At 60.9% G+C, this 22482-nt stretch carries 21 protein-coding genes; 12 read left to right on the top strand and 9 right to left on the bottom strand.

The features are described 5' to 3' along the window. Positions 1-217: 217 nt before the first annotated feature. The 4 genes from ilvD (at position 218) to GEI7407_RS06815 (ending at position 3965) form a co-directional block, all read left to right on the top strand. Complete coding sequence (gene ilvD, locus GEI7407_RS06830) at positions 218-1903, top strand: dihydroxy-acid dehydratase (protein ID WP_015171406.1); 1686 nt, start codon at positions 218-220, stop codon at positions 1901-1903. Between the two features lie 165 nt (positions 1904-2068). Further along, on the top strand, positions 2069-2791 hold the full coding sequence (locus tag GEI7407_RS06825) for a pyridoxine 5'-phosphate synthase (RefSeq protein ID WP_015171405.1): 723 nt from the start codon (positions 2069-2071) through the stop codon (positions 2789-2791). Between the two features lie 73 nt (positions 2792-2864). Further along, positions 2865-3191 (top strand): MgPME-cyclase complex family protein, encoded by a 327-nt coding sequence (locus GEI7407_RS06820; protein ID WP_015171404.1) that lies wholly within the window; start codon positions 2865-2867, stop codon positions 3189-3191. Positions 3192-3260: 69 nt separating this feature from the next. Further along, positions 3261-3965 carry a hypothetical protein gene (locus GEI7407_RS06815; RefSeq protein WP_015171403.1) on the top strand — a complete coding sequence of 235 codons (705 nt, stop codon included), beginning with the start codon at positions 3261-3263 and terminating at the stop codon, positions 3963-3965. A gap of 155 nt (positions 3966-4120) precedes the next feature. Here the strand turns inward: GEI7407_RS06815 and GEI7407_RS06810 are convergent, their stop codons facing one another. From GEI7407_RS06810 to folD, 3 genes are all read right to left on the bottom strand, one after another. After that, positions 4121-4585 (bottom strand): divergent PAP2 family protein, encoded by a 465-nt coding sequence (locus tag GEI7407_RS06810; RefSeq protein WP_015171402.1) that lies wholly within the window; start codon positions 4583-4585, stop codon positions 4121-4123. A 71-nt stretch (positions 4586-4656) separates the two neighbouring features. Continuing rightward, on the bottom strand, positions 4657-5604 hold the full coding sequence (gene crtE / locus GEI7407_RS06805; protein WP_015171401.1) for a geranylgeranyl diphosphate synthase CrtE: 948 nt from the start codon (positions 5602-5604) through the stop codon (positions 4657-4659). 158 nt (positions 5605-5762) lie between these two features. Then, positions 5763-6644 (bottom strand): bifunctional methylenetetrahydrofolate dehydrogenase/methenyltetrahydrofolate cyclohydrolase FolD, encoded by an 882-nt coding sequence (gene folD, locus GEI7407_RS06800; protein WP_015171400.1) that lies wholly within the window; start codon positions 6642-6644, stop codon positions 5763-5765. A gap of 300 nt (positions 6645-6944) precedes the next feature. Between folD and GEI7407_RS06795 the strand changes: the two genes are divergently transcribed. Both GEI7407_RS06795 and GEI7407_RS06790 read left to right on the top strand, forming a co-directional pair. Then, complete coding sequence (locus GEI7407_RS06795; protein WP_015171399.1) at positions 6945-7385, top strand: CU044_2847 family protein; 441 nt, start codon at positions 6945-6947, stop codon at positions 7383-7385. A gap of 245 nt (positions 7386-7630) precedes the next feature. Beyond that, on the top strand, positions 7631-9067 hold the full coding sequence (locus GEI7407_RS06790) for an amidase (protein WP_015171398.1): 1437 nt from the start codon (positions 7631-7633) through the stop codon (positions 9065-9067). Here GEI7407_RS06790 and GEI7407_RS06785 read toward each other — a convergent pair. Beyond that, the gene (locus GEI7407_RS06785; protein ID WP_015171397.1) at positions 9064-9876 is read right to left on the bottom strand and encodes an EndoU domain-containing protein; all 813 of its coding nucleotides are present in this window, start codon (positions 9874-9876) and stop codon (positions 9064-9066) included. The two genes, GEI7407_RS06790 and GEI7407_RS06785, sit on opposite strands and share 4 nt — an antisense overlap. 380 nt (positions 9877-10256) lie before the next feature. On the opposite strand from GEI7407_RS06785, the gene smc reads away from it, so the two are divergent. Both smc and GEI7407_RS06775 read left to right on the top strand, forming a co-directional pair. Then, positions 10257-13880 carry a chromosome segregation protein SMC gene (gene smc, locus GEI7407_RS06780; RefSeq protein WP_015171396.1) on the top strand — a complete coding sequence of 1208 codons (3624 nt, stop codon included), beginning with the start codon at positions 10257-10259 and terminating at the stop codon, positions 13878-13880. 45 nt (positions 13881-13925) lie between these two features. After that, complete coding sequence (locus tag GEI7407_RS06775) at positions 13926-14930, top strand: PRC-barrel domain-containing protein (RefSeq protein WP_015171395.1); 1005 nt, start codon at positions 13926-13928, stop codon at positions 14928-14930. 99 nt (positions 14931-15029) lie between these two features. Here GEI7407_RS06775 and GEI7407_RS06770 read toward each other — a convergent pair whose 3' ends face one another. Together GEI7407_RS06770 and lipA are read right to left on the bottom strand one after the other, a co-directional pair. After that, positions 15030-15947, bottom strand: a complete 918-nt coding sequence (locus GEI7407_RS06770; protein ID WP_015171394.1) for an NAD(P)H-dependent glycerol-3-phosphate dehydrogenase — start codon at positions 15945-15947, stop codon at positions 15030-15032. A 5-nt stretch (positions 15948-15952) separates the two neighbouring features. After that, positions 15953-16849, bottom strand: coding sequence for a lipoyl synthase (lipA, locus tag GEI7407_RS06765; RefSeq protein WP_015171393.1), 897 nt, complete (start codon positions 16847-16849; stop codon positions 15953-15955). A gap of 543 nt (positions 16850-17392) precedes the next feature. Here lipA and GEI7407_RS06760 point away from each other — a divergent pair. Genes GEI7407_RS06760 through GEI7407_RS06750 form a run of 3 tightly spaced genes read left to right on the top strand, consistent with a single transcriptional unit; the run spans position 17393 to position 20251 of the window. Next, positions 17393-18817, top strand: a complete 1425-nt coding sequence (locus GEI7407_RS06760) for an N-acetylmuramoyl-L-alanine amidase (RefSeq protein WP_015171392.1) — start codon at positions 17393-17395, stop codon at positions 18815-18817. Between the two features lie 57 nt (positions 18818-18874). After that, entirely contained in the window at positions 18875-19486 is a 612-nt protein-coding gene (locus GEI7407_RS06755) for a hypothetical protein (RefSeq protein WP_015171391.1), read from the top strand. Between the two features lie 3 nt (positions 19487-19489). After that, the gene (locus GEI7407_RS06750) at positions 19490-20251 is read left to right on the top strand and encodes an ATP-binding cassette domain-containing protein (RefSeq protein WP_015171390.1); all 762 of its coding nucleotides are present in this window, start codon (positions 19490-19492) and stop codon (positions 20249-20251) included. A gap of 46 nt (positions 20252-20297) precedes the next feature. On the opposite strand, the gene GEI7407_RS06745 is transcribed toward GEI7407_RS06750, so the two are convergent. Next, a complete protein-coding gene (locus GEI7407_RS06745; RefSeq protein ID WP_015171389.1) occupies positions 20298-21092 on the bottom strand; it encodes a response regulator transcription factor in 795 nt (264 codons plus the stop codon). 279 nt (positions 21093-21371) lie between these two features. Between GEI7407_RS06745 and GEI7407_RS06740 the strand changes: the two genes are divergently transcribed. Beyond that, positions 21372-21614 (top strand): DUF6761 family protein, encoded by a 243-nt coding sequence (locus GEI7407_RS06740; protein WP_015171388.1) that lies wholly within the window; start codon positions 21372-21374, stop codon positions 21612-21614. A gap of 155 nt (positions 21615-21769) precedes the next feature. Here the strand turns inward: GEI7407_RS06740 and grxD are convergent, their stop codons facing one another. Both grxD and GEI7407_RS06730 read right to left on the bottom strand, forming a co-directional pair. After that, positions 21770-22093 carry a Grx4 family monothiol glutaredoxin gene (grxD, locus tag GEI7407_RS06735; protein ID WP_015171387.1) on the bottom strand — a complete coding sequence of 108 codons (324 nt, stop codon included), beginning with the start codon at positions 22091-22093 and terminating at the stop codon, positions 21770-21772. An 88-nt stretch (positions 22094-22181) separates the two neighbouring features. Next, a complete protein-coding gene (locus tag GEI7407_RS06730) occupies positions 22182-22442 on the bottom strand; it encodes a BolA family protein (protein ID WP_041268305.1) in 261 nt (86 codons plus the stop codon). Between the last annotated feature and the right edge of the window lie 40 nt (positions 22443-22482).

Here is a 22482-nt window from a genome sequence, read left to right as displayed (position 1 = left end):
AAGTGAGAGACGCTCGGAACTTAGAGGGCGATCGCAGGGGAGCTAAGGTCCCCAATTTGGGTTTTCAGATTCGGCCCCCAAAAAGGGATAGCATTCTGCGAAAATCAGAACAATGACGCTTCAGTGACTGGCCAAAGCGGGGGTTCCAGAGCGGACCGTTCTGGGCTCTAGGGGCCAGTTGTCCACGATTTCATTGCTTTGACGGGAAGAACACGGGATGCCTGAGAATCTTAGAAGCCAAGCGGTGACCCAAGGCGTGCAGCGGAGCCCTAACCGAGCGATGCTGCGGGCTGTGGGATTTGGTGACAATGATTTCACCAAGCCCATTGTGGGGGTTGCCAACGGCTATAGCACCATTACGCCTTGCAATATGGGGCTCAACGGCCTGGCGCAGCGCGCTGAGGCGGCTGTGCGCACGGCTGGCGGTATGCCACAGATCTTCGGGACGATCACCATTAGTGATGGCATCTCGATGGGGACTGAGGGAATGAAATATTCCCTGGTGTCGCGGGAGGTGATCGCCGATTCGATCGAGACGGTGTGCAATGGCCAGAGTCTAGACGGGGTGCTGGCGATCGGCGGCTGTGACAAGAATATGCCGGGAGCAGTGCTGGCGATCGCCCGCATGAATATTCCGGCGATTTTTGTCTACGGCGGCACGATCAAGCCGGGACATCTTGACGGCCGCGATCTCACGGTGGTGAGCGCCTTTGAGGCGGTGGGCGAGTACAGCGCTGGCAAGATCAGCGAAGAGCAGCTTTTGGCGGTCGAGCGCAATGCTTGTCCGGGGGCGGGCTCCTGCGGCGGTATGTACACCGCTAACACGATGTCTTCGGCCTTTGAGGCAATGGGCATCAGCTTGATGTACTCCTCGACCATGGCGGCCGAGGATGCAGAGAAAGCCGACAGCGCTGAAAAGTCGGCGCTGGTGCTGGTAGAGGCAATTCGTAAGCAGATTTTGCCGAGCCAGATCCTGACGCGCAAGGCTTTTGAAAATGCGATCGCCGTGATCATGGCGGTGGGCGGCTCGACCAACTCCGTGCTGCACCTGCTGGCGATCGCCAACGCCATCGGCGTTCCCCTCACCCTCGATGACTTCGAAACCATCCGGGGCAAAGTCCCCGTCCTGTGCGACCTCAAGCCCTCCGGTCGCTACGTCGCCACCGACCTCCACAGGGCCGGCGGCATCCCGCAAGTGATGAAGATGCTCTTGGTGAAAGGCCTGATCCACGGCGACGCCCTGACCATCACCGGCCAGACGGTCGAAGAGCTCCTCGCCGATATTCCCGAGACCCCCAGCCCTGATCAAGACGTGATCCGCCCCTGGGAAAATCCCATGTACCAGCAAGGTCACCTGGCCATTTTGAAGGGCAACCTAGCCACCGAAGGGGCTGTCGCCAAAATCACCGGCGTCAAAAAACCCAGCATCACCGGTCCTGCCCGCGTGTTCGAATCCGAGGAAGAGTGCCTAGACGCCATCTTGGCCGGCAAGATCCAGGCCGGTGACGTGGTGGTGGTGCGCTACGAAGGTCCCAAGGGCGGTCCGGGAATGCGAGAAATGCTGGCCCCCACTTCCGCCATCATTGGTGCCGGTCTCGGCGACTCCGTCGGCTTGATCACTGACGGCCGTTTTTCGGGCGGCACCTTTGGTCTGGTCGTTGGCCACGTGGCCCCAGAAGCGGCCGTGGGCGGCGCGATCGCCCTAGTCAAAGAAGGCGACTCCATCACCATCGACGCTCACCAGCGCCTCCTCCAGATCAACGTCTCCGAGGAAGAGCTGGCCCAGCGCCGCGCCCAGTGGCAGCCCCCCGCTCCTCGCTATCAGCGGGGCGTCCTGGCGAAGTACGCTCAGCTCGTGTCCTCGAGCAGCATCGGCGCGGTGACGGACCTGAACCTGGGCTAGAGACGTCTCGCCTCTGAAGTTCAAATGAACGATCGCGCGCTGGCTTTGCTTCCAGCGAGGCAGGCGCTGCGATCGCCCCATCCCCGCCCCCGATCAACCCAAATCGGCCCGAAAACCGCTGTAGAATAGGGGGCGGACTGTGCACGGCAAAAGGGAGAACGAAGTTTGCCTACCCTCGGTGTCAACATCGATCACATTGCAACCATTCGCCAGGCTCGCCGCACTGTGGAGCCTGACCCGGTCGCAGCAGCTGTTTTAGCAGAGCTGGGCGGAGCAGATGGCATTACCGTCCACCTGCGCGAAGACCGCCGTCACATCCAGGATCGCGATGTGCGGCTGCTGCGCCAGACCGTGCGGACCCATCTCAACCTCGAAATGGCCGCAACCGATGAAATGGTGGCGATCGCCCTCGACATCAAGCCCGACTATGTCACCTTGGTGCCCGAGCGTCGCGAAGAAGTCACCACCGAAGGGGGCCTCGACATCGCCGGTCAGCTAGAGCGCATGAAAACCGTCGTAGGCACGCTGCAAGACGCCGGCATTCCCGTCAGCCTCTTCATCGACGCCGACCCGGCCCAGATCCAGGCCTCTGCGGACACCCGTGCCCTGTTTATTGAGCTGCACACCGGCCGGTACGCCGAAGCAAAAACCGACGAAGCCCAGGCCCAGGAACTAGCCGCGCTAGAAGCAGGCTGTCAGCAAGCGCTGGGGGCAGGTCTACGGATCAACGCAGGCCACGGCCTGACCTACTGGAATACCTACCCTGTGGCCTGTTTGCCCGGTATGGAAGAGCTCAACATTGGCCACACCATCATCAGCCGAGCGGCTTTGGTGGGCCTAGAGCGCGCTGTGCGGGAAATGCGGCAAATTATTCGCGGCGAAGCCTAGTCCCCGCAACAGCCACAGATTTTGACTGAGTTTGACAACGAGAATTTCAAAACCATTGGGAGGGCTATCAACGATGACAACCTACTATTTCTTGGCGGCTAGCCAGCGCTTTCTGCTCGAAGAGGAACCCCTCGACGAGGTGCTCAAGGAACGGACCCGCAACTATCAAGAGCAGGAGCGGGAAATTGACTTTTGGCTGATCAAGCAGCCGGCCTTTTTGGATGCGCCCGAGCTGGCCGAGATCAAGGCCAAGTGCCCCCAGCCTGCGGCTGCGATCGTCTCCACCAATCCCCAATTCATCACCTGGCTCAAGCTGCGGCTGGAGTTTGTGGCGACTGGCTCCTTTGAGGCGCCCTCGGCCACCATTGCAGACCCGCTGGCCTCTTTGGCGTCGGTGTAGCTGGCATCAGCTTGAACCAACTGGCGGGAGCCTGCGGATCTCTCGCTCAATGCTCAGGAGGAAGGCGTAATGTGGATTCGTAGATTCCAAAGATCGCTGGTGGCTGGCGGCCTTGGGCTCGGTATGGTGGGCAGCGCGATCGCGCCGAGCCAGGCCCAGACGACCAATTATGCGGAGTGCCAGCCACCCCAGGGCCAAGAGCCCTTGGTTTTGGTGGTCGCGCCGACCGCCGAAGGGCAGCAGCGGGTCCGTCGCGCCATCCCTGCCAAGCTGGCGGCCACCCCGTGCCGCTATCTCAAGGATGTGGTAGTGCGGGTCTCGGGGTTTGAGACGGATTCGGAGGCCAGCAGCTGGGCGCGCTATGTCTACGACAACTTGGCGCTGCCTGCTTTCATTGCGCGATCGCCCGAGGTCACTTCCTCGGAGGCACCGGCAGAAGACCAAGACTACGGACCGCGATCGCTCCCCACAGGCTACGTGGTTCTGGTGGAGTACTTCAGCCAGCCCGAAACCGCGACCCGGCTGGCTCAAGCTACCAACAGCCCCGTGGGGCTAGCCGTCTACGGCCAAAAGCCCTACCTCTTGGCCAACAGCACCCGCGATCAGCAGGCTGCAATGGAGCTGCTACAGCGCCTGACCCGTCAGGGCTTCTGGCCGATTTTGGTCGATAGCAGTCGCGTGGTCGTCTTGACGGCTGAAGTTGCCGAGCAGTCCGCAACCTCAGCGGCAGAGTCCCCAGAGACGTCCGAGCCCGCCGACTCTCCTGCTCCGTAGCTCCCAGCACACCCGGCGATCGGGCCGAAATCTTCAAACACGAACACCCCCCCGCATAAGAAACGTGCGGGGGGGTGTTCGCATTAGTTACAGATCACTCGGGAGCTATTGGGAGCTCTTGAATATCGCAGGGTCTGACAAAAAACGGTCAGCGCCTAGTAGGCAGGAGCAGCTACCGTCGAGAGCCAGGCGATCGCCACTCCCAGCATCGAGCCGATAATCACCTGTACCGGAGTATGCCCCAGCAGCTCCTTGAGACGGTCTTCGTTGAACTGGTACTCGTCTCGGAAGACCTCATCGATGATTTGGTTGAGGATCTTGGCCTGCTTGCCCGCAGCCTGGCGCACTCCGGCAGCATCGTACATCACGATGATGGCGAAAATCAGGGCAACAGCAAACTCATTGCTGGCCCAGCCCACGCTAAGGCCAACGCCGGTTGCCAGGGCCGTTACCAGGGCAGAGTGAGCGCTGGGCATCCCTCCCGTTTCGACCAGGGCCCGCAGATTGACCTTGCCATGACGCGCAAACTCAACGATCACCTTGAGCACTTGAGCAATGAGACAGGCTAAAAGGGCAACCAGGAGAGTCCGATTGCTGAGAATATCGCCAATGTCCTGCATGATTTCTACGAATGAAGAAGGATGACGTGAGAAGCGAATCCACGGAGAGGTTTACCGCAAGCCCCAGGTGCTTAGTGAGTCCGGGCAACGATGTAATCGGCGATCGCCAGCAGCGGCTGGGCGTTGGGATTGGTCGCGTCCAGCTCAGCCTTGGCAGACTCGATGAGCTGGGCAGCTTGGCGCTGGGACTCCTCGATTCCCCACAGGCTGGGGTAGGTCACCTTTTGGGCTTGGAGATCCTTGCCCACAGACTTGCCCAGTTCCTCTTGGGTCGCTGTGATGTCGAGAATATCATCCACGATCTGGAACGCAAGGCCAATATTTTGGGCGTAGCGCGAGAGGCTTTGCTGTAGCTCAGCCGAGGCACCTGCCAGCACGGCCCCGGACACCACCGACGCCTCCAGTAGCGCAGCAGTTTTGTGGGTGTGGATGTAGTTCAGGGTTTCGATGGAAACATCGCTGCGACCCTCGGATTCGAGGTCGACGACCTGGCCACCCACCAAGCCCGCCGCACCCACAGCACGGGCGACTTGAGTCACGACTTGCAGCACCCGCTCCGCCGGAACATTGCGCGTTTGGCTTGCGATGTACTCGAAGGAGTAAGCCAGCAGACCATCCCCTGCCAAGATCGCCACGTCCTCACCGTAAACCTTGTGGTTGGTAAGTTTACCGCGACGGTAGTCATCGTTGTCCATGGCGGGCAGGTCGTCATGGATCAAGGACATGGTGTGAATCATTTCCAGCGCACAGGCTGTGGGCATGGCCATTTCGGACGTGCCGCCAGCTAGCTCGCAGGTCGCTAAGCACAGAATGGGTCGAAGGCGTTTGCCACCCGCCAGCAGCGAGTAGCGCATCGCTTCGTATACCGTCTCGGGGTAGCTCATCGGCACCGATGCGTCGAGAGCTGCCTCGACCTGGACCTGACGCGCTGTCAGGTAGGCCTTCAAATCAAACGGGGTCTCCCTTTGGGGCGCGATCGCCTCATCCGCTATCACTCTTTGATCCCTTGTACTGGTCATTGACATGTCCTGCTGGGTCCCCTCGTCATGCTGTGCAGCCTGGAGCGGGGTTTCCTGTAACTCATTCTACGGGGCTAGCTGTCCACATTGAACACAAAGAGGGGTTCAGGTCAGGCGAAGCCAAGGTTGCCAGACCCCGGCCCCCTCTTTGGGGCCTTCTAGGCAAGGCCGTGGCGCTGACAGTAGCTCCAGACGGTGTTTTCGAGCAGCATGGCGACGGTCATGGGGCCAACGCCGCCGGGCACCGGGGTGATGAGGCTCGCAACTTGGCGGGCTGTATCGTACTCGACATCGCCCACGAGGCGAGACTGACCGTCAGGGCCATCTACTCGGTTGATCCCAACGTCGATCACGACAGCGCCGGGCTTGACCATGTCGCCGGTGATAACGTCGGGCTTGCCGACGGCGGCGACCAGAATGTCGGCGCTGCGGGTCACCTCGGCGAGGTTGGCGGTCCGCGAGTGGGCAATGGTCACAGTGGCGTTGGCCTCCAGCAGCATTAGGGCAAGGGGCTTGCCGACCAGGATGCTGCGACCGACAACGACGACTTGCTTACCGGCGATCGCCACGTCGTAGGCTGACAAAATCTTCATCACGCCAGCGGGCGTGCAGCTCCGCAGTCCCGGCTCACCCCGTACCAGGCGGCCCAGGTTCACCGGGTGCAGACCGTCTGCGTCTTTGTCCGGGTGAATCTGGTAGAGCAGCGGCACCGCTTCGAGGTGAGCCGGCAGGGGAAGCTGGACCAAGATGCCATCGACGCGATCGTCTTCGTTGAGCTGATGAATGGTGTCTTCGAGCTCGGCCTGGCTGGTTTGCGTCGGGAAGTGCTTGCCAAAGGAGGCAATGCCAACGCGTTCGCAGGAGCGCTCCTTGTTGCGAACGTAGGCAGCGCTCGCGGGGTTGTCACCGACCATGAGCACCGCTAGCCCCGGAGGTCTGCCGACGCGAGGCTGAAGCGTTTGAATGCGATCGCGCAGTTCGGTTTGGATCCGCTGCGCTAAGGTCTTTCCGTCCAAAATCGAGCCAGTTTGGGAAGACATCAGCAGAACACTAGCGAGCGAAAAGAATAGAGTTGGAATCGGCGGATACGCCAAACCTTACCAGTGTCTCAGATCCGGCCGCATTTTGGGCAGCAGTTCCCGCGCACGACTCCCAAGTTCAGGGTTTCTCCAGCTTTCTCGGCGGGTTCAGGTCAAGGGGCACAGGCCCCACTTTTGCTCCCAGCCAGCCAAAGCGGCCCACTTTTCCCCTAGAGGGCTCTCACCCACCTTAACGGCCTCCCAGGAAGCCGCTAGCGTAGGAAAGCATTTGCCAACCGAGTCATTAAGGAAGCGCGCGCTATGGCCCAGCTCACCCCCATTCGCCTAGAAGATGGCACCGTGATCTACATGGAGACCACAGAAAACATTCAGGCTCCGGCGGTCAAGACACCCAGTTCCCAAGGAGCCAGCGAAGTGCCCCGGGAATTGACTCGGGCAGACTATGGCGCAGGGGACAAAGGCTGGGGACGGGCCAGCGTTGCGCCAGTCGCCAATGGCGATCGCCCTCCGCAAGAGGCCGCCCTGCAAAATTTCCAGGCCATCGAGCACACCATTCGCACCTACACCGCCTATACCCTCAATGCCTTTCGGCAAGTCGCCGTGGCCAACATTGACAAAGTGACCATGGAGTTTGGCCTGAAAGTCGGGGGTGAAATGGGGGTCCCCTACATCACCAAGGGCACCGCCGAGAGCAATATCAAAATCACGGTGGAGTGCTCTTTTCCCCAGCGAGAGGCCTAGCAAAGCGCGCTGCCCAATCGAGCCGCCGAACTGGTCTAGTTGAGGGGACCGATGGAAAAGGTGTCCCACGGCGATCGCCCTTTGGGGACTTTTCGCCACAATGAGCAGTGGAGCAAAGCAGGCGGGATTGTTTGCAAAGACTGCGCAATGGCTGTGCAAACGACCCGAGGCATACAGCGACAGCATCCAACCGCTGTATGCTCAAAGCTGCGCTCCGCTGTTGCATGGGACGGGATAACCTAACAATGAACCCAACGGATTTAGCCTTTGCGTCTGCGCTTCACCAGGCTGACCTGATTCGCCAAAAACAGCTGTCACCCCTGGAGGTGACAACGCTGTACCTCGATCGCATCGAACGCCTCAATCCCCATCTAGGCAGCTACTTTACGGTGATGGGAGAGCAGGCGATCGCCCAGGCAACCGCCCAAACCGAAACGCTGGCCCAGAGCGATCCGTCGGCACTCCCGCCCTTCTTTGGGGTGCCGATTTCGATCAAAGATTTGAATCCGGTGGCTGGGGTGCCGTGCAGCTACGGTAACCGGGCTCTGCTCCAGCAAGAAGCCCCCTACGACGACGGCGTGGTCATGCGCATTCGGGGGGCAGGCTTCGTCCTGCTCGGCAAAACGGCGACCTCTGAGCTAGGCTCCTTTCCCTACACCGAGCCCGAGGGTCTGCCGCCTGCGCGCAATCCGTGGGATCTGGACTACACACCCGGGGGATCCAGCGGCGGCGCAGCGGTGGCGGTGGCGGCCGGACTGTGCGCCCTGGCTCAGGGCTCCGACGGCGGCGGGTCGATCCGGGGACCCGCCGCCTGCTGCGGCATTGTGGGGATCAAGCCGTCGCGGGGACGAATTACTCACGCCCCGGTGGGCGATCGCCTGAGCGGCATCGCCACCAATGGTCCCCTGGGGCGATCGGTGGCAGATGCGGCGGCTTTGCTAGACGTGCTGTCGGGCTACGTGACTGGGGACCCCTACTGGCTGCCCAATCCCGCCCAGCCTTTTGTCAAAACGGCCCTCGAAGGCGCTCAGCGGGGCGCAGGGCGATCGCTGCGGATCGGGTTTTCTTCAGAGATTCAGCCCATCGGTCAGGCCGTAGCGCCCTATCAGCAGGCCGTCGAGCGCGTCGCCCAGCACCTTGAGGGGCTGGGGCATCAGCTGATCCCCACCCAGCTAGACTTGGCCGGTCTCGTGGAACCCTTCACCACTGTCTGGCAGGCCGGCGTCGCCGCCGCCGGACTCCCCCCAGAAATCTTGAGCCCCGTCAATCGCTGGCTTCTGGAGCGCAGCGGCTCCTGCGCCAGCTATCTCCAGGCCGTCGCCCAGATGCAAGTCATCGCGCGGCAAATTGTCGGGCTGTTTGAATCCCTAGATGTCCTGATCACGCCGGTTTATCTGCACTCCCCCATTCGAGTGGGCGCGTGGGCTGATCTAGCGCCCGAGGTCGTGCTCGAGAAGATGACCCAGTGGATCGCCTTCAGCCCCCCGTTCAATGCTTCGGGTCAGCCAGCGATCGCCCTTCCCGTCGGCCTAGACGAGCAGGGCTTACCGATCGCCCTGCAGCTGGTCGGCAAACCGGGCGACGAAGCCACCATCATCGCTCTGGCCGCGCACCTCGAAGCCACCTTGCCCACCGTTCCTCGTCAGCGGCCAACGGCCCTACAAGCCCTCGAAGCGTCCTAGCGGCTGCGGCACGCATTGCCCCGGGGCGTGGCGTCTGGGTAGTAGGTGACGATAGCTGAGCCGTTGCTCACAAAGACGGCCGAAAACCCAGCGCGGCTATCGCGATCCTGAATGCTGGCGGTACAGGCACCCTCCCGGTTGCCCTGGGCTTTGAGCAGGCGCGTCGCGTCCGTCAGCAGCTCCTGGGCATTACTTGGGTAGGGATAGCCTTTGATGGTGTCGGTGTAGGTGCGATCGCCCGCCCGGATCACAACGCCGACGGTGTACACCGCGCCGGGAACCACTTCTTCCTGCTGGGTGTTGTTGGGCAAGCGGCCGCCCTTGCCCTGTTGCTGTAGCTGCCAATAGCGCCCGACATAGTGCAGCCCGCCCACCTGGCCGTCCTCCTTGGGCTCACCGCAGAAAATGTGGGTAAAGCCCCGGCGCTGACTCCAGGCGCGGGTGAGATCGTCGAGGAACGCCTCGCGCGATCGCCGACCGGGCCGCAGCTCCCCGCCCACCGCCTGCTGGACTTGGGCCAAAACCTGGGGATGGTCTTGGAGCAGTTTGCGAAAGCGGCTCCCGGGCACAGCGCTCCCAAAGGGACCGCAGGCCGCCAAAACCGCCTGATCAAACCCATTGAGCTGAGGGGGCGGCGGCGTGACGTCTACCGGCCGGCTGCGGGGGAAGCGCACCTGAACCGGATTCTGGACTGTGTCAAAGAACGGCAGCAGCTGAGAAGACTGGGCCGCCAGATCCGCAGGCAGAGTGCAGGCTCCCAGAACCGCCATTAGCGCCCAGGACACCCCTAGAACCGAAAAAGGCTTCATCAAACATCTCCCAGAAATCCTACGGAATGACCTGCCGCCAAGTTCTTGAGTATTGATCGCAATCCTAATCGCCGCATTGTCGTCACGGTCTCAACTCAGCGCTACAGCGCGATCGCCGCTGAGCATTTCCTATCATCTTCTATGTTGGCGGAGTTTGGCGGGTTTCCAGAGAGCACCCCAGCAAGCTGTCCCAAAATTGTCTGGTCTAGCGGAGAAAGCTCGTGTTTTCTGACAGAGCCTCGTGCTAACCTGAGGGGCATCCTTGGCCAGGGACAAATAGAAGTATTTTTGTACTAATATAAAAACTCTGAGCGCTCCAGCGTCTTGGGGCGCGATCGCAAGGGTGATTGAATCTGTTAGCGTCTGGTTGGCTGGCCTGAATGGTCCATATTAAACGGGTTGAGCTGTCTCATTTCAAATCCTTTGGCGGCACGACGGCGGTGCCGCTGCTAGATGGCTTTACGGTCATTTCGGGACCTAATGGTTCAGGCAAGTCCAATATTCTGGATGCACTGCTGTTTGCCCTGGGCCTCTCTAGCTCCAAAGGAATGCGGGCAGAGCGCTTGCCGGACCTGGTCAACCAAACCCACAGCGGGCGGGGCCGCTCGACGGTCGAGGCCAGCGTGACTGTGACCTTTGACCTGTCGGGGGTGGTCGATGACCTGGCTCAGGACATGGCCAACGGCAATGGCAACGGCGCTCAGGATGAAGAGGGCGATCGCCCGGACTGGCTGAGTTTGCGGGAGTGGAGCGTGACCCGCAAGCTGCGCGTGACGCCCCAGGGGACCTACACCTCGACCTATTCGATCAACGGGGTGCCCTGTACGCTGACGGATTTGCACGAGCAGCTGGGCCGCCTGCGAATTTATCCCGAAGGCTACAACGTGGTGCTCCAGGGGGACGTGACAGGGATTATTTCCATGAATCCTCGGGAGCGCCGCCAGATTATTGATGAGCTGGCGGGGGTGGCGGCCTTCGATCGCAAGATTGACCAGGCCAAAGAGAAGCTGGACACGGTGCGAGAGCGCGAAGATCGCTTTCGGATCGTGGAGCGGGAGCTGATGGCCCAGCGCGATCGCCTGGCCCAGGACCGCATCAAAGCAGAGAAGTATCAAAAGCTGCGATCGCAGCTCCAAGAAAAGAGTCAGTGGGAAGGGGTGCTGGTGTGGCGCGCGTCCCAAAATCGCCTGCAACAGCTCCAGGCTGCCATGGCAGAGGGCGATCGCCAAAGGCTCGAAAAGCAGGCTCAGCTGGTCAGCCTGACCCAGGCCATCGAAACGGCGGGGGCCGACCTCGAAACCCTGAACCAGCGCGTCAAGGCCCTGGGCGAAGAAGAACAGCTCGCCCTCCAGGCCACGTTGGCCACCCAGGAAGCCGAGCAGCGCCAGCTCCAGCGCCAAGTTCAGTCCCTAGAAGCGGCCCAAAAATCCCTGGTCGAGCAGATTGCTCAGACCCAGCAAGATCTCGAATCCCACCGCCAGACCCTGACGTCTCTGGTCCAGCAGCGGACCCAGATCGACACGCGAGATCTGGCGGCGCTGCGGCAGGCCCAAGCCGAGGCCCAAAGAGCCCTAGAGGCCAGTCGAGAAGCCGCCAGCGACATTGCAGCCCAGTCCGAGGCCTGGGTGCAGGAGCAGACCCAGCTCCATCGCCAGATCGAGGACTTGCAGAAGGTCGTGAATCCGGGCCGCAGCGAGGAAGCTCGTCTGCGCGAGCGCCTAAGCCAGCTCGGTGAGCAAATCAAAGCCGAAACCCAGGAAATCGAGGCCCTAGGAGCTGAACTAACCGAAAAGCAGGCAGAACTGGCGATCGCCGAAACCAAGCTGACGGAAACCCAGACCCTGGTGGCCAACCTGGCCCAAACCCTGGCCGCAACAGAGCAAGACCTGCAAATCCAGCAGGAAACCCAGACTCGCCTGCTCAAGGAGCAGCGCGACAAGCAGCGCCAGCTCGACAAGCTCGAAGCCCAAAGCCAGGCGCTCCAGGAAAGCCAGGGCACCTACGCTACCAAGCTGATTGTGCAGACGGGCATGCCGGGGCTCTGTGGCTTGGTCGCGCAGCTGGGACGCGTGGATTCGCGCTATCAGCTCGCTCTGGAAACCGCCGCAGGAGCGCGTTTGGGCCATCTGGTGGTCGAAGATGACAGCGTGGCGGCGGCCTGCATCGAGCTGCTCAAGCAGCGCCGCGCCGGTCGGGCCACCTTCTTGCCCCTCAACAAAATCCAGGCGCCCCGCTTCCAAAAGCTGTCGCCGTGGCAGCGCCCGGAAGGCTTTGTGGACTATGCGGTGGAGCTGATTGACTGCGACGATCGCTACCGCGATATTTTCGCCTACGTTTTTGGCTCAACGGCGGTGTTTTCGAGCCTGGCGGAGGCGCGGCGCGTCCTGGGCCAGTTTCGGATCGTCACGCTGGAGGGCGAGCTGCTGGAAACCAGCGGCGCCATGACCGGCGGCAGCGTCTCCCAGGCCAGTACGCTGCATTTTGGCACCGTCGAAGCAGGAGAGTCGGCGGAGGCGATCGCCCTGAAGACGCGCCTCAGCGAAATCGATCGCCTACTGGGCCGAGTCGAGGGGGCGATCGCCCAAGCAGCCATCAATGCGCGCCAGCAGTCCCAGGCCCTGGCCGAAGCCCGCACCAATCAGCGCGAACAGCAGCTTTTGGTGCAGCAGCTCCAGGGGGCCATCCAGCGCCTCACGCCCCAAAAGGCCCAGCGTCAAATCCAGCGCAGCAACCACACCCAAGAAATCGCGACGTCTCAGACTCGCCTCCAGACCCTAGAGGTCCAGCTCCAAGAGCAGGAGGCTCAGCTGCAGCAATGGCGGCAGGCCCTGGCAGCTCTAGAAGAGTCGCAAACCCACAGCGAGTGGCAGCAGCTCCAGGCCCAGATCCGCGATCGCGAAGCGGCCCTAGCCGAAAAAACGTCGGCCCTGCGGGTGGCCGAGCAGCGCCTCCAGGACCTAGATAACCAGCGCGATCGCCTCCAGGAAAAAATTCAGCAGGCCCAACAAAAGCTCCAAGAGGCGCGATCGCAGCAAACCGGCCAGATCCAGCAGCAAAGCGCCCTCCAGGACCAAATCACCGCCCAGGCGACCCAGATCCAGGCCACCCAAACTTCCCTAGCCGCCCTCGAGCAGACCCTGGGAGCCGAAAAGGAAAAGCGCGATCGCGCCGAGCGCCAGTACCGCGAGCAGCAGACCCAGCGCCAGCAGCTCGAGTGGCAAATCCAAAAAATCCAGGAGACCCACGAGGCCCAGCAGCTCCAGCACCAAGAGCTGACGGCCCAGCTGGAGGCCCAGCGGGCGGAGCTGCCCGATCCCCTCCCCGAGGTGCCCGCCGATCTTGGCCTGGAGCAATTGCAGCAAGAGCTGCGATCGCTCACCAAGCGCCTCGAGGCCATGGAGCCCGTCAACATGCTGGCCCTCGAAGAATTCGATCGCACCCAGGCCCGCCTCGACGAGCTCAGCCAAAAACTAACCACCCTCGAATCCGAACGCACCGAGCTGCTGCTGCGCATCGAAAACTTCACCACCCTGCGTCAGCGCGCCTTCAAAGACGCCTTTGACGCCGTCAACCAAAACTTCCAGGCCATCTTCGCCGAGCTCTCCGACGGAGACGGTTACCTCCAGCTCGACGACCCCGAAGATCCCTTCGCCAGCGGCCTCAACCTCGTAGCCCACCCCAAGGGCAAACCCGTGCGCCGTCTAGCTTCTATGTCGGGAGGTGAAAAATCCCTCACCGCCCTCAGCTTCATTTTTGCGCTCCAGCGCTACCGCCCTTCGCCCTTCTACGCCTTCGACGAAGTGGACATGTTCCTCGACGGAGCAAACGTAGAGCGATTAGCTAGAATGATCAGACAACAAGCCGACCTGGCGCAGTTCATCGTTGTGAGTTTGCGACGTCCGATGATCGAGTCAGCCGATCGCACCATTGGCGTTACCCAGGCGCGCGGTGCGTTCACCCAAGTCCTTGGCATCCAACTGCACAGCCAAGGCACTTCTGTATGATTAAGATTGTTACCAACCCCAGGGATTTGAGACCAGGACTCAGAAATGACATCTGAATATATTTGGCAACGTTCCGATCTCCTCAATACCCAGGTTATCACCCGCGATACGGGCAAACGCCTCGGCGTGGTCAGCGAAGTTCTCGTTGACATTGACCGTAGAGAAGTGGTGGCCCTGGGCCTCCGGGAAAGCCTCATCTCCCGGATTGTCCCTGGTGTGCCGCAATACATGTTGTTGAATCAGATTCGTCAGGTCGGGGACGTGATCCTGGTTGACGACGATCGCGTTCTCGATCAAGAAGTCGCTGTTGAGTCCTACAGCCGTCTGATCGCCAGCGAGGTGATCACCGAGACGGGCGAGCTGTTGGGTAAAGTACGCGGATTCAAGTTCGACATCGAAAGCGGCAAGGTGCAATCGCTGATCTTGGCCAGCATTGGTATGCCGATGATTCCGGACCAAATCGTCAGCACCTACGAGCTGCCCATCGAAGAAATTGTCAGCAGCGGCCCCGATCGCCTGATTGTCTTTGAGGGAGCCGAGGAGCACCTGGTACAGATCACGGTTGGGGTGCTGGAGCGCCTTGGGATCAGCGCGCCGCCCTGGGAGCGTGAGTTCGAGGAGGACTACTCGGTGCCAACGGTGCCGACAGAGAATCAGCTCGGACGCGGTACGCCCCTCCAGGCTCCGGCCCAGCCCTACCGCGCGCGTACTCCGGTGGCCGAAGAGGCAACCTGGGATGATGACAACTGGGGTCAACCCGAGCCTGAGCCGGTGCAGCGCCGGGCGATCGCCCAGCCCGAGCCTCGCTACTACCAAGAAGAGGTGGAAGAGGACAACTGGAACGAAGCGAGCGGCCGAGAAACCTACTACGATCGCAGCTATGAGGCTTCGCCTTCTCGCAAGGAGGTGAACTACGTCGAGGAGTATGAGGAAATGATGGAGGAAGATGCTTGGGCAGATACCAAGTCTTCTGATCCTTACAATCCGCCTCGGGTGAATATTCCCAAGAAGACCAAGGCTCCGGAATACGAAGAAGAGCCGGGCTACTAAGAACCCAAACTTGGCTAGCCACTGAGCTGGCAATAGACCCTATTGATGCCTGAAAAGAAGGGGCGAGCAATGCTCGCCCCTTCTTGTTTCTTGTATTAACTATTCGGATTTGGTGTCGCGCTGCATCAGGGCGCTGAGGGCGCGCTGGGGAGTGGTTTCGCCGCGCAGCAGGCAGTCGATCTGGCGGGTGACAGGCACTGAGATCTGGTAGCGATCGGCTCTTTGCACCATGACTTGGGTGGTGTTGATGCCTTCGGCGGTGCCCTCTAGGTGGGTCAAGATTTCGGCTAGAGATTTCCCCTGGGCCAGGCCATAGCCGATCTGGTAGTTGCGGCTGAGGGGGCTGGAGCTGGTGGCCAGGAGGTCGCCCAGGCCCGAGAGACCGTAAAACGTAGCTGCGCTGGCTCCCCAGTGGGTGCCGATGCGAATGATTTCGGCCAGGCTGCGGGTCATGAGGGCGGCTTTGGCGTTGGTGCCGAGGTTCAGGCCATCGCAAACGCCAGCGGCGATCGCCATGACGTTTTTGAGGGTGCCCCCGAGCTCCACGCCCAGGGGGTCGCCGCTGGTGTACACCCGAAACAGGGCCGAGGAAAAGGCTTCTTGGACGATTTCGGCAGCTTGGGGGTCGCGACTGGCGACCACGCTGGCGGTGGGCAGCTTCTGCTGAATTTCCTTGGAGAGATTGGGGCCGGACAAGACGACGATGGGGTTGTTGGGGAGTCGGTCTTGCCAGATCTGGGTGGGGGTCAGGGCAGTTTCGGGCTCTAGGCCTTTGGTGGCGCTAACCAGGATGGTGCTGGGGCTGGGTCCGCAGGCGCGCACCTGGTCGGCGATCGCCCGCACGCCCTTCATCGAGACCGCAGACACCAGAATGTCAGCCCCGGCGATCGCCTCGGCCAGCGGTTCACCGTCGCTGCGGGACCACAGCTTCACCCTATGGCCCTGATCGGCAGCAAGCTGAGCCAGGGTCTTGCCCCAGGCCCCCGCCCCGATCACCGTCAGATGTTTGGACGTCATGCCGATTATCCCTGGGAGGCGATCGCTCCCCGCTCGCGCGGATAGCGCTCCATCAAGGCCCGCACCTGCTCCGCATGGTAGGAGCTGCGGGTCAGGGGCGACGAAACCACCTGCAAAAAGCCAATAGATTCGCCGTAGGTTTGCCAAGCCTGGAACTGCTCAGGCGTGACGAACTCCTGCACGCCCAGGTGCTTGGCCGTGGGCTGGAGATACTGGCCGATGGTGAGAATGTCGCAGTGGGCAGCCCGCAGATCGGCCATCACCGCCCGCACCTCCTCATCGCTCTCACCGAGGCCCACCATGATGCCGGACTTGGTGTATACCCAGGGCGCGAGCTCGTGGGAGCGTCGCAGCAATTCTAGCGATCGCTCATAGCTGCCCTGGGGGCGGACCCGGCGATAGAGCCGAGGAACCGTTTCCGTGTTGTGGTTCATCACCTCAGGGGCCGCCGCCAAAATCGTCTCCAGCGCCGCCCAGTTGCCGCACAGATCGGGAATCAGCACCTCGATCGTGGTCGTCGGCGACACGGCCCGCACCGCCTCAATGCAGCCCACAAACTGAGACGCCCCGCCGTCATCTAGGTCGTCCCGGTTGACCGACGTGATCACGACGTGCTTCAGGCCCATGCGGCGCACGGCCTCTGCTAGGCGCGTCGGCTCCGTCGGATCGAGGGCCTTAGGCTTCTTCTCGAAATCAATATCGCAGTAGGGGCAGGCGCGGGTGCAGGCTGGCCCCATGATCAAAAACGTTGCCGTGCCGTTGTTAAAGCATTCGCCAATGTTGGGGCAGGATGCTTCTTCACAAACCGTGTTGAGCTCCAGATCTCGCAGGACCCCCTTCACGTTGCCCACTCGCTCCCACTGCGGCGCTTTGACCCGCAACCATTCAGGCTTCACAACCACGACCGGCTCAACCCTTGAAACTCATAGCCTCCATGGTACCGTCCTTTGGGGTGGCCTGGGGGACTGGGGAACCTGAAACTTTCCCAGGCCACGGCCGCGCGATGCAGCCAAGCGATATAGAGAAAGATTATTTTCCGCTTGTCAGCGGGGGATTTGGGGTAAGATTTCAGCGATTCTGGTTCAAAAGCGCTATCTGTGTGCATCTTGAGGCCGCAGCGTTCCAGAAACTGGGAAAGTCAGTGTCCCGATCTTGGGGCTGCTGAGATAGCAACTTGCGCTAGCAGCAGCAATCAGGCACTGACACGAGCCTCGGCCTGCCTCACCCAGACTTGTTCTCAGGTTCTTGGCCCCTCTCAAGGTGTCGTCTGGGGGCCTTGGGCAAAAGACGGCCTGAAAGATGGGGAATACCGCAGTGTATGCTGTGGCTGCGAACCGAGAATCCTGGGCCTGATAGGAGCAGCGGGTGAAGCGTCGAGATGCGACCAAGGCTGACCTTTACGCTGCTAAAACGGTCTCACTCAAACGACTAGGGAGCGATCGCCCATGGGACGAATTATTATTTCGGCTGGACACGGTGGCTATGAAGATGGCCGCATTGATCCGGGTGCCATTGTTGCTAGCACCACAGAAGCGCGGGAAATGATGCTGCTGCGCGACGCCGTCGTGACGGAGTTGCGATCGCGCAATTTTGAAGTGCTATCGGTGCCCGATGATCTCAGCTTGACTCAGACCATCGCGTGGATGAACAGCCGAGCCCGCAGCACAGATGTCGCCCTAGAGATCCATGCAGACGCTTTCTCCAATCCGTCCGTGCGAGGGGCCAGCGCCTTTTACATCGCCTACAATGCCGAGCGCCGCAACCATGCAGAACTGATTTTGCTGGCCCTGCTGCGGCGGGTGCCCCAGCTGCCCAACCGGGGCGCCAAGCCTGACACCGAGACAGCGGTGGGCAGTCTGGCCTTTTGCCGAAATGTGGCTGCGCCCTCTTTGCTGCTGGAAGTGGGCTTTTTGACCAACCCAGACGATCGCTTCTTGCTCCAAAATCGCCGCCGAGACATGGCCCTGGGCATTGCTGACGGTTTGGCGGCCTGGAGCCGGGCTGTGTCGGGTGTGTCGCCCGCGCCAACCCCCACGCCCACTCCTACACCAACGCCCACGCCGACCCCCACGCCGACTCCGGTGCCGACGGTGACGGCAGTAACCGGCACCTACCCGCCCATCAACATCAATGTCAACAACCAGCTCTATGGTGAGCGCGGCATTATCGTTAATGGCAACTCCTACATTCCCATCGATCTGGTCGATCGCCTGGGCGTGGATTTGGCCCAGGCGCCGAATATCATTCGGATCAGCTACCGGGGCGTTGTCTACATCAAGGCCGTGGACCTGCGAGACTACGCTGTGTCGATCGCCTGGGATGCCGCCACGCGCACCGTTTCTTTGCGATCGATCCTCAAAATTTGCCCCGGCTTCCTGGATCGGATCATGAACCACGGCAACACCTCCGAGGTGCAGCTAATCATGTTCCTCAAGTCCAACAACGAAACGGCTTTGACCCAGTTTCCCGACATTCCCAAGCTCTACCGCGAAGAGGCAGCCATCGAAGGGGTGAACTACGATATCGCCTTCTGCCAGATGTGCCTGGAAACGAATTTCCTGCGCTTTGGTGGGGACGTGAAGCCCAGCCAGAATAACTTTTCGGGGCTCGGCGCTGTGGGCGGCGGCGCGGAGGGGGCGAGCTTCCCCAGTGCGCGCCTCGGGGTGCGTGCCCAAATTCAGCACTTGAAAGCCTACGCCAGCACCGAGCCGCTGGTGCAGGAGCTGGTGGACCCGCGCTTTAACTTTGTGACGCGGGGGATCGCGCCGCTGGTGGATCAGCTCAGCGGCCGCTGGGCGGCGGACTTGCAGTATGGCACCAAGATTTTGGCGCTGCTGCGGCGCTTGTATGAGTCGGCGGGCTTTTTGTAGGGTGGGGCTTGCTACTGTTTAAAAGGCGCGATCGCTCAACGCCTGAAGTAAATCCCTATGTCTGCAAATCCTGTGCCCAGTTCTTCCTCTGAGGGGACTTATTCACTAGAGACGTCTGCCCTGAGCTTTCCCTTGGTGTTTCGTCTCTCTCCCTTGATCCGCGTGACGCTGTTGGCGCTCTATGGGGCGCTGACGGTGCCGCTGCCGTTTTTGCCCCAGGTGACAGGGGAGGTGATCCCGCCGAGGCTGCTGGCGATCGCCCTGGCGGTGGGCTGGCTGGCCCTCTACGCAGCTCTGACGGAGCGAGTGACGCTGGATGAAGAGGGCATTCGGGTGAGCTATCCGGCCTGGGTGCCCAAACTCTTTCGGAAAGGGTGGTTTTTGGCCTGGAACGACGTGCAGGCCCTGAAGCCGCGCACGACGGGCCAAGGCGGGCTGGTCTATTACTTCCTCGATCGCGCGGGCCAGGGCTACTTGTTGCCGATGCGGGTGGCGGGCTTTTCGCGGCTGGTGCAGGCCGTAGAGGCCAAGACGGGGATCGATACGCGGGACGTGCGGCCTTTGTCGCAACCGTGGATGTACCTGGCGCTGCTGGTGTTGACGGTGCTGCTGCTGCTAGTGGACGCCTGGACCATTTCGACCGCTTTGCAGCAGGGCTTTCTGGGCTAAGGTATGACCCAGTCTCCGCTAATTTTTTGCCTGGATGGGGTGAGCGTCCGAGCCTCGGTGGGCGCGGCTCTGCTGCTCAAGGAAGTGTCTTTGCGGGTGTCGGTGGGCGATCGCCTGGCGATCATCGGTCCATCGGGCTCCGGCAAGACGACGCTGCTGCGCCTGTTCAATCGCCTGCAAGACCCCACGGCTGGCACACTGACCTTTCGGGAGGGGGCGATCGCCGCTCAGGCTCCGGTGGCGCTGCGACGGCAGGTGGTGCTGGTGCCCCAGGAGTCCAAGCTGCTGGGCCTGACGGTGGCAGAGGCGATCGCCTATCCGCTCAAGCTCCAGGGCCTATCGGCCTCCGCCCTCAAAGCCCGCGTGACCACCTGGATCGACCGGATGCAGATCCCGTCGGAATGGCTCGATCGCACCGAAACAGAACTCTCCCTCGGACAGCGCCAGTGGGTGGCGATCGCCCGCGCACTGGCCATGGAACCCGCCGTGCTCTTGCTCGATGAGCCTACCTCAGCCCTGGACGTGGGTCGGGCGAGCACTTTGGCGACCCTGCTCCGGGACCTTTCAGAAACCACGAACCTAACGCTGCTGGCAGTCACGCACCAGCTGCAATTTGCCCAGCAGGTGGCAACCCGCATGATTTATCTTCAGGCCGGTGCGATCGTCCAAGCGGCGATCGCCTCCGAAGTGGATTGGCAGGGTGTCGAGCAAACCCTAATTTCTCAAGAGGCCCAAGCCGCTGCCGAATGGGATGACGATCTCTAGCGTGCCCCAGGAAAGTGCCGCGCCCGCAAGAATGATCCCCCGGGAACTATAGCGATCGCGACGTGTACAGAGACGGGCTGCGGCCCGTACTGGGCGGGGGTGCTGGGGACATCGGGTTCTGGCGCTCCGGCGCGTCAGCGGGGCCGCCATTGGGATCGAGAACTCGCGGATTGAAGCGGTAGCCCACATTGCGCACCGTCTGAATCAGGCTCGGCTGGCGCGGATCAATCTCGATTTTCTTGCGCAGGGACAGGACGTGGGTGTCCACGGTGCGGGGATTGTCGATGGCGTCCGGCCAGGCCCGACGCAGCAGCTCAGAGCGCGTCAGGGGCATGCCGTCTGCCTGGGCCAGCACAAACAGCAGGCTAAACTCCTGGGGCGTCAGGTCGACAAATTCTCCCTTGTAGCGAACCCGCCGCTGCACCAAGTCGATTTGCAGATCTCCGTAGTCCAGCGACGAAGGCGGTACGGTGCTGCGGCTCCGGCGCGTCAGCGCCTCCACTCGCGCCAAAAACTCCTGCATGCCGAAGGGCTTGGTGAGATAGTCATCAGCGCCAGCCTTGAGGCCAGCCACGATGTCGGCTTCGCTGTTGCGCGCCGAGAGCATCAAAATCAGCGATCGCTGCTGGTGCTGGAGCCAGCGGCAAAACTCCAAACCGTCACCCCCCGTCAACTCCGAGTCCAAAATGACCAAACTCGGCTGACGGGCCAAAAAAACTTCGCGGGCCTGCTGAATTTCGGCGGATAAGTGAACCCAGTAACCCACCTGCTGCAAGTGCCAGCCCAGAAGCGATCGCAGGTGCGGGTTTCCCTCGATGATCTGAATGCAAACTGATGCCACGGCAGCGTCTGTCCTTTTCCTCGGGTGAGTTCAAGGTATCAAAGCATTTGTCAGGGATTTGTAACTGCTGCTACCCTCCCCAATCTAGCGTGATCACTGCTGCTTTTCACTCTTCTGATCCGAGAACGCCAAACTCCTGATAGAGCAGCGCCGCCGGGAGTTCCGGTTAAAATGAGGTTATCAAGCAGCGATCGCCTTTTTGATACTCCGAGGCTCGTCAACCTCAGTGCCCCCGAGCCCGTGCCCCCAACGTCCATTGTCCCTGTAGAATACTCGACTATGCTCCAGGATCCGAAATCCGTTCGTTATTACCAGCGAGTGACAGACTCCATGGTAGATCTGTGGCGGCGTGGGTACCGCTTCGACGATTTGCGGCTCTACGTGGATGGATATCTCGCAGCCCTGCGCCATGCAGATGTGCTGGAGCCCTATCTGATTCACCGCCTCGAAGAGGAAACAATGCGTTTTCTGCGCGATCCGTCCAACTTCCTGGAAACCCAGCCAGAGCCTGACTACTACTGACTTGCGCTTCGACTCCAAGCCAGTCACAGACCCCCAAACTCAAAAGTCCAAGCTGCCCTCTAGGAGGATGGCTTGGACTTTTGCACTTGAGGCTGTACGAGCAGCCTTTGAATTTGAGTCAATCACTCGCGGTCAAAGGCCTAGAGCGATCGCCCTTAGGAAGCGAGGGCAACCTCGACCATTTCCTGGAGCTCACCCTTTTGGTAAAGCTCGATCAAAATGTCAGATCCGCCAACGAATTCTCCATTGACGTACACCTGGGGAATGGTCGGCCAGCTCGAATACTCTTTGATCCCCTGACGAATATCGTAGTCTTCGAGCACGTCCACCGTTGCGTAGGGAACGCCCAGGGTATTGAGAATCTGCACCACGTTGTTGGAGAAACCGCACTGGGGCATGAGCTTATTGCCCTTCATGAAAACAAGAATCTTGTTTTCTTTGATCAAGGTATTGATGCGTTCTTGAAGCTCTGGCGTCATGGTTTTACCCAATTGATTGATAGAAGTGTGAGTGATAGACGCGCGCAGGGAAAATCCGGTCTAAACGGCGTCCAGTTTGGGGAGCTGACTAGGCTGAAGGCTGAGCCGCAGCCCAAGCTTCGGGGGTATAGGTCTTGAGAGCAAGGGCGTGGATAGCTTCGGTGGCCATGGCCTCGCGCAGAGTGCCGTAGACAAGCTGGTGCTGCTGCACCAGGTTCTTGCCAGCAAAGTGAGAAGAGACAACGATGGCCTGGTAGTGATCGCCACCGCCCGTCAAGTCTTGGATTTGTACCTGGGCGTCTGGTAGCCCTTGTCGGATCATGGATTCAACTTGACTGGGACTGATCATTCTTCTTTCCAGTTGCTCCTTAACTAGTGGGTGGACCTGT

Source organism: Geitlerinema sp. PCC 7407 (genome assembly GCF_000317045.1).
Classification (GTDB): Bacteria; Cyanobacteriota; Cyanobacteriia; order PCC-7407; family PCC-7407; genus PCC-7407.
This window is presented reverse-complemented; position numbering and strand designations above follow the sequence as displayed.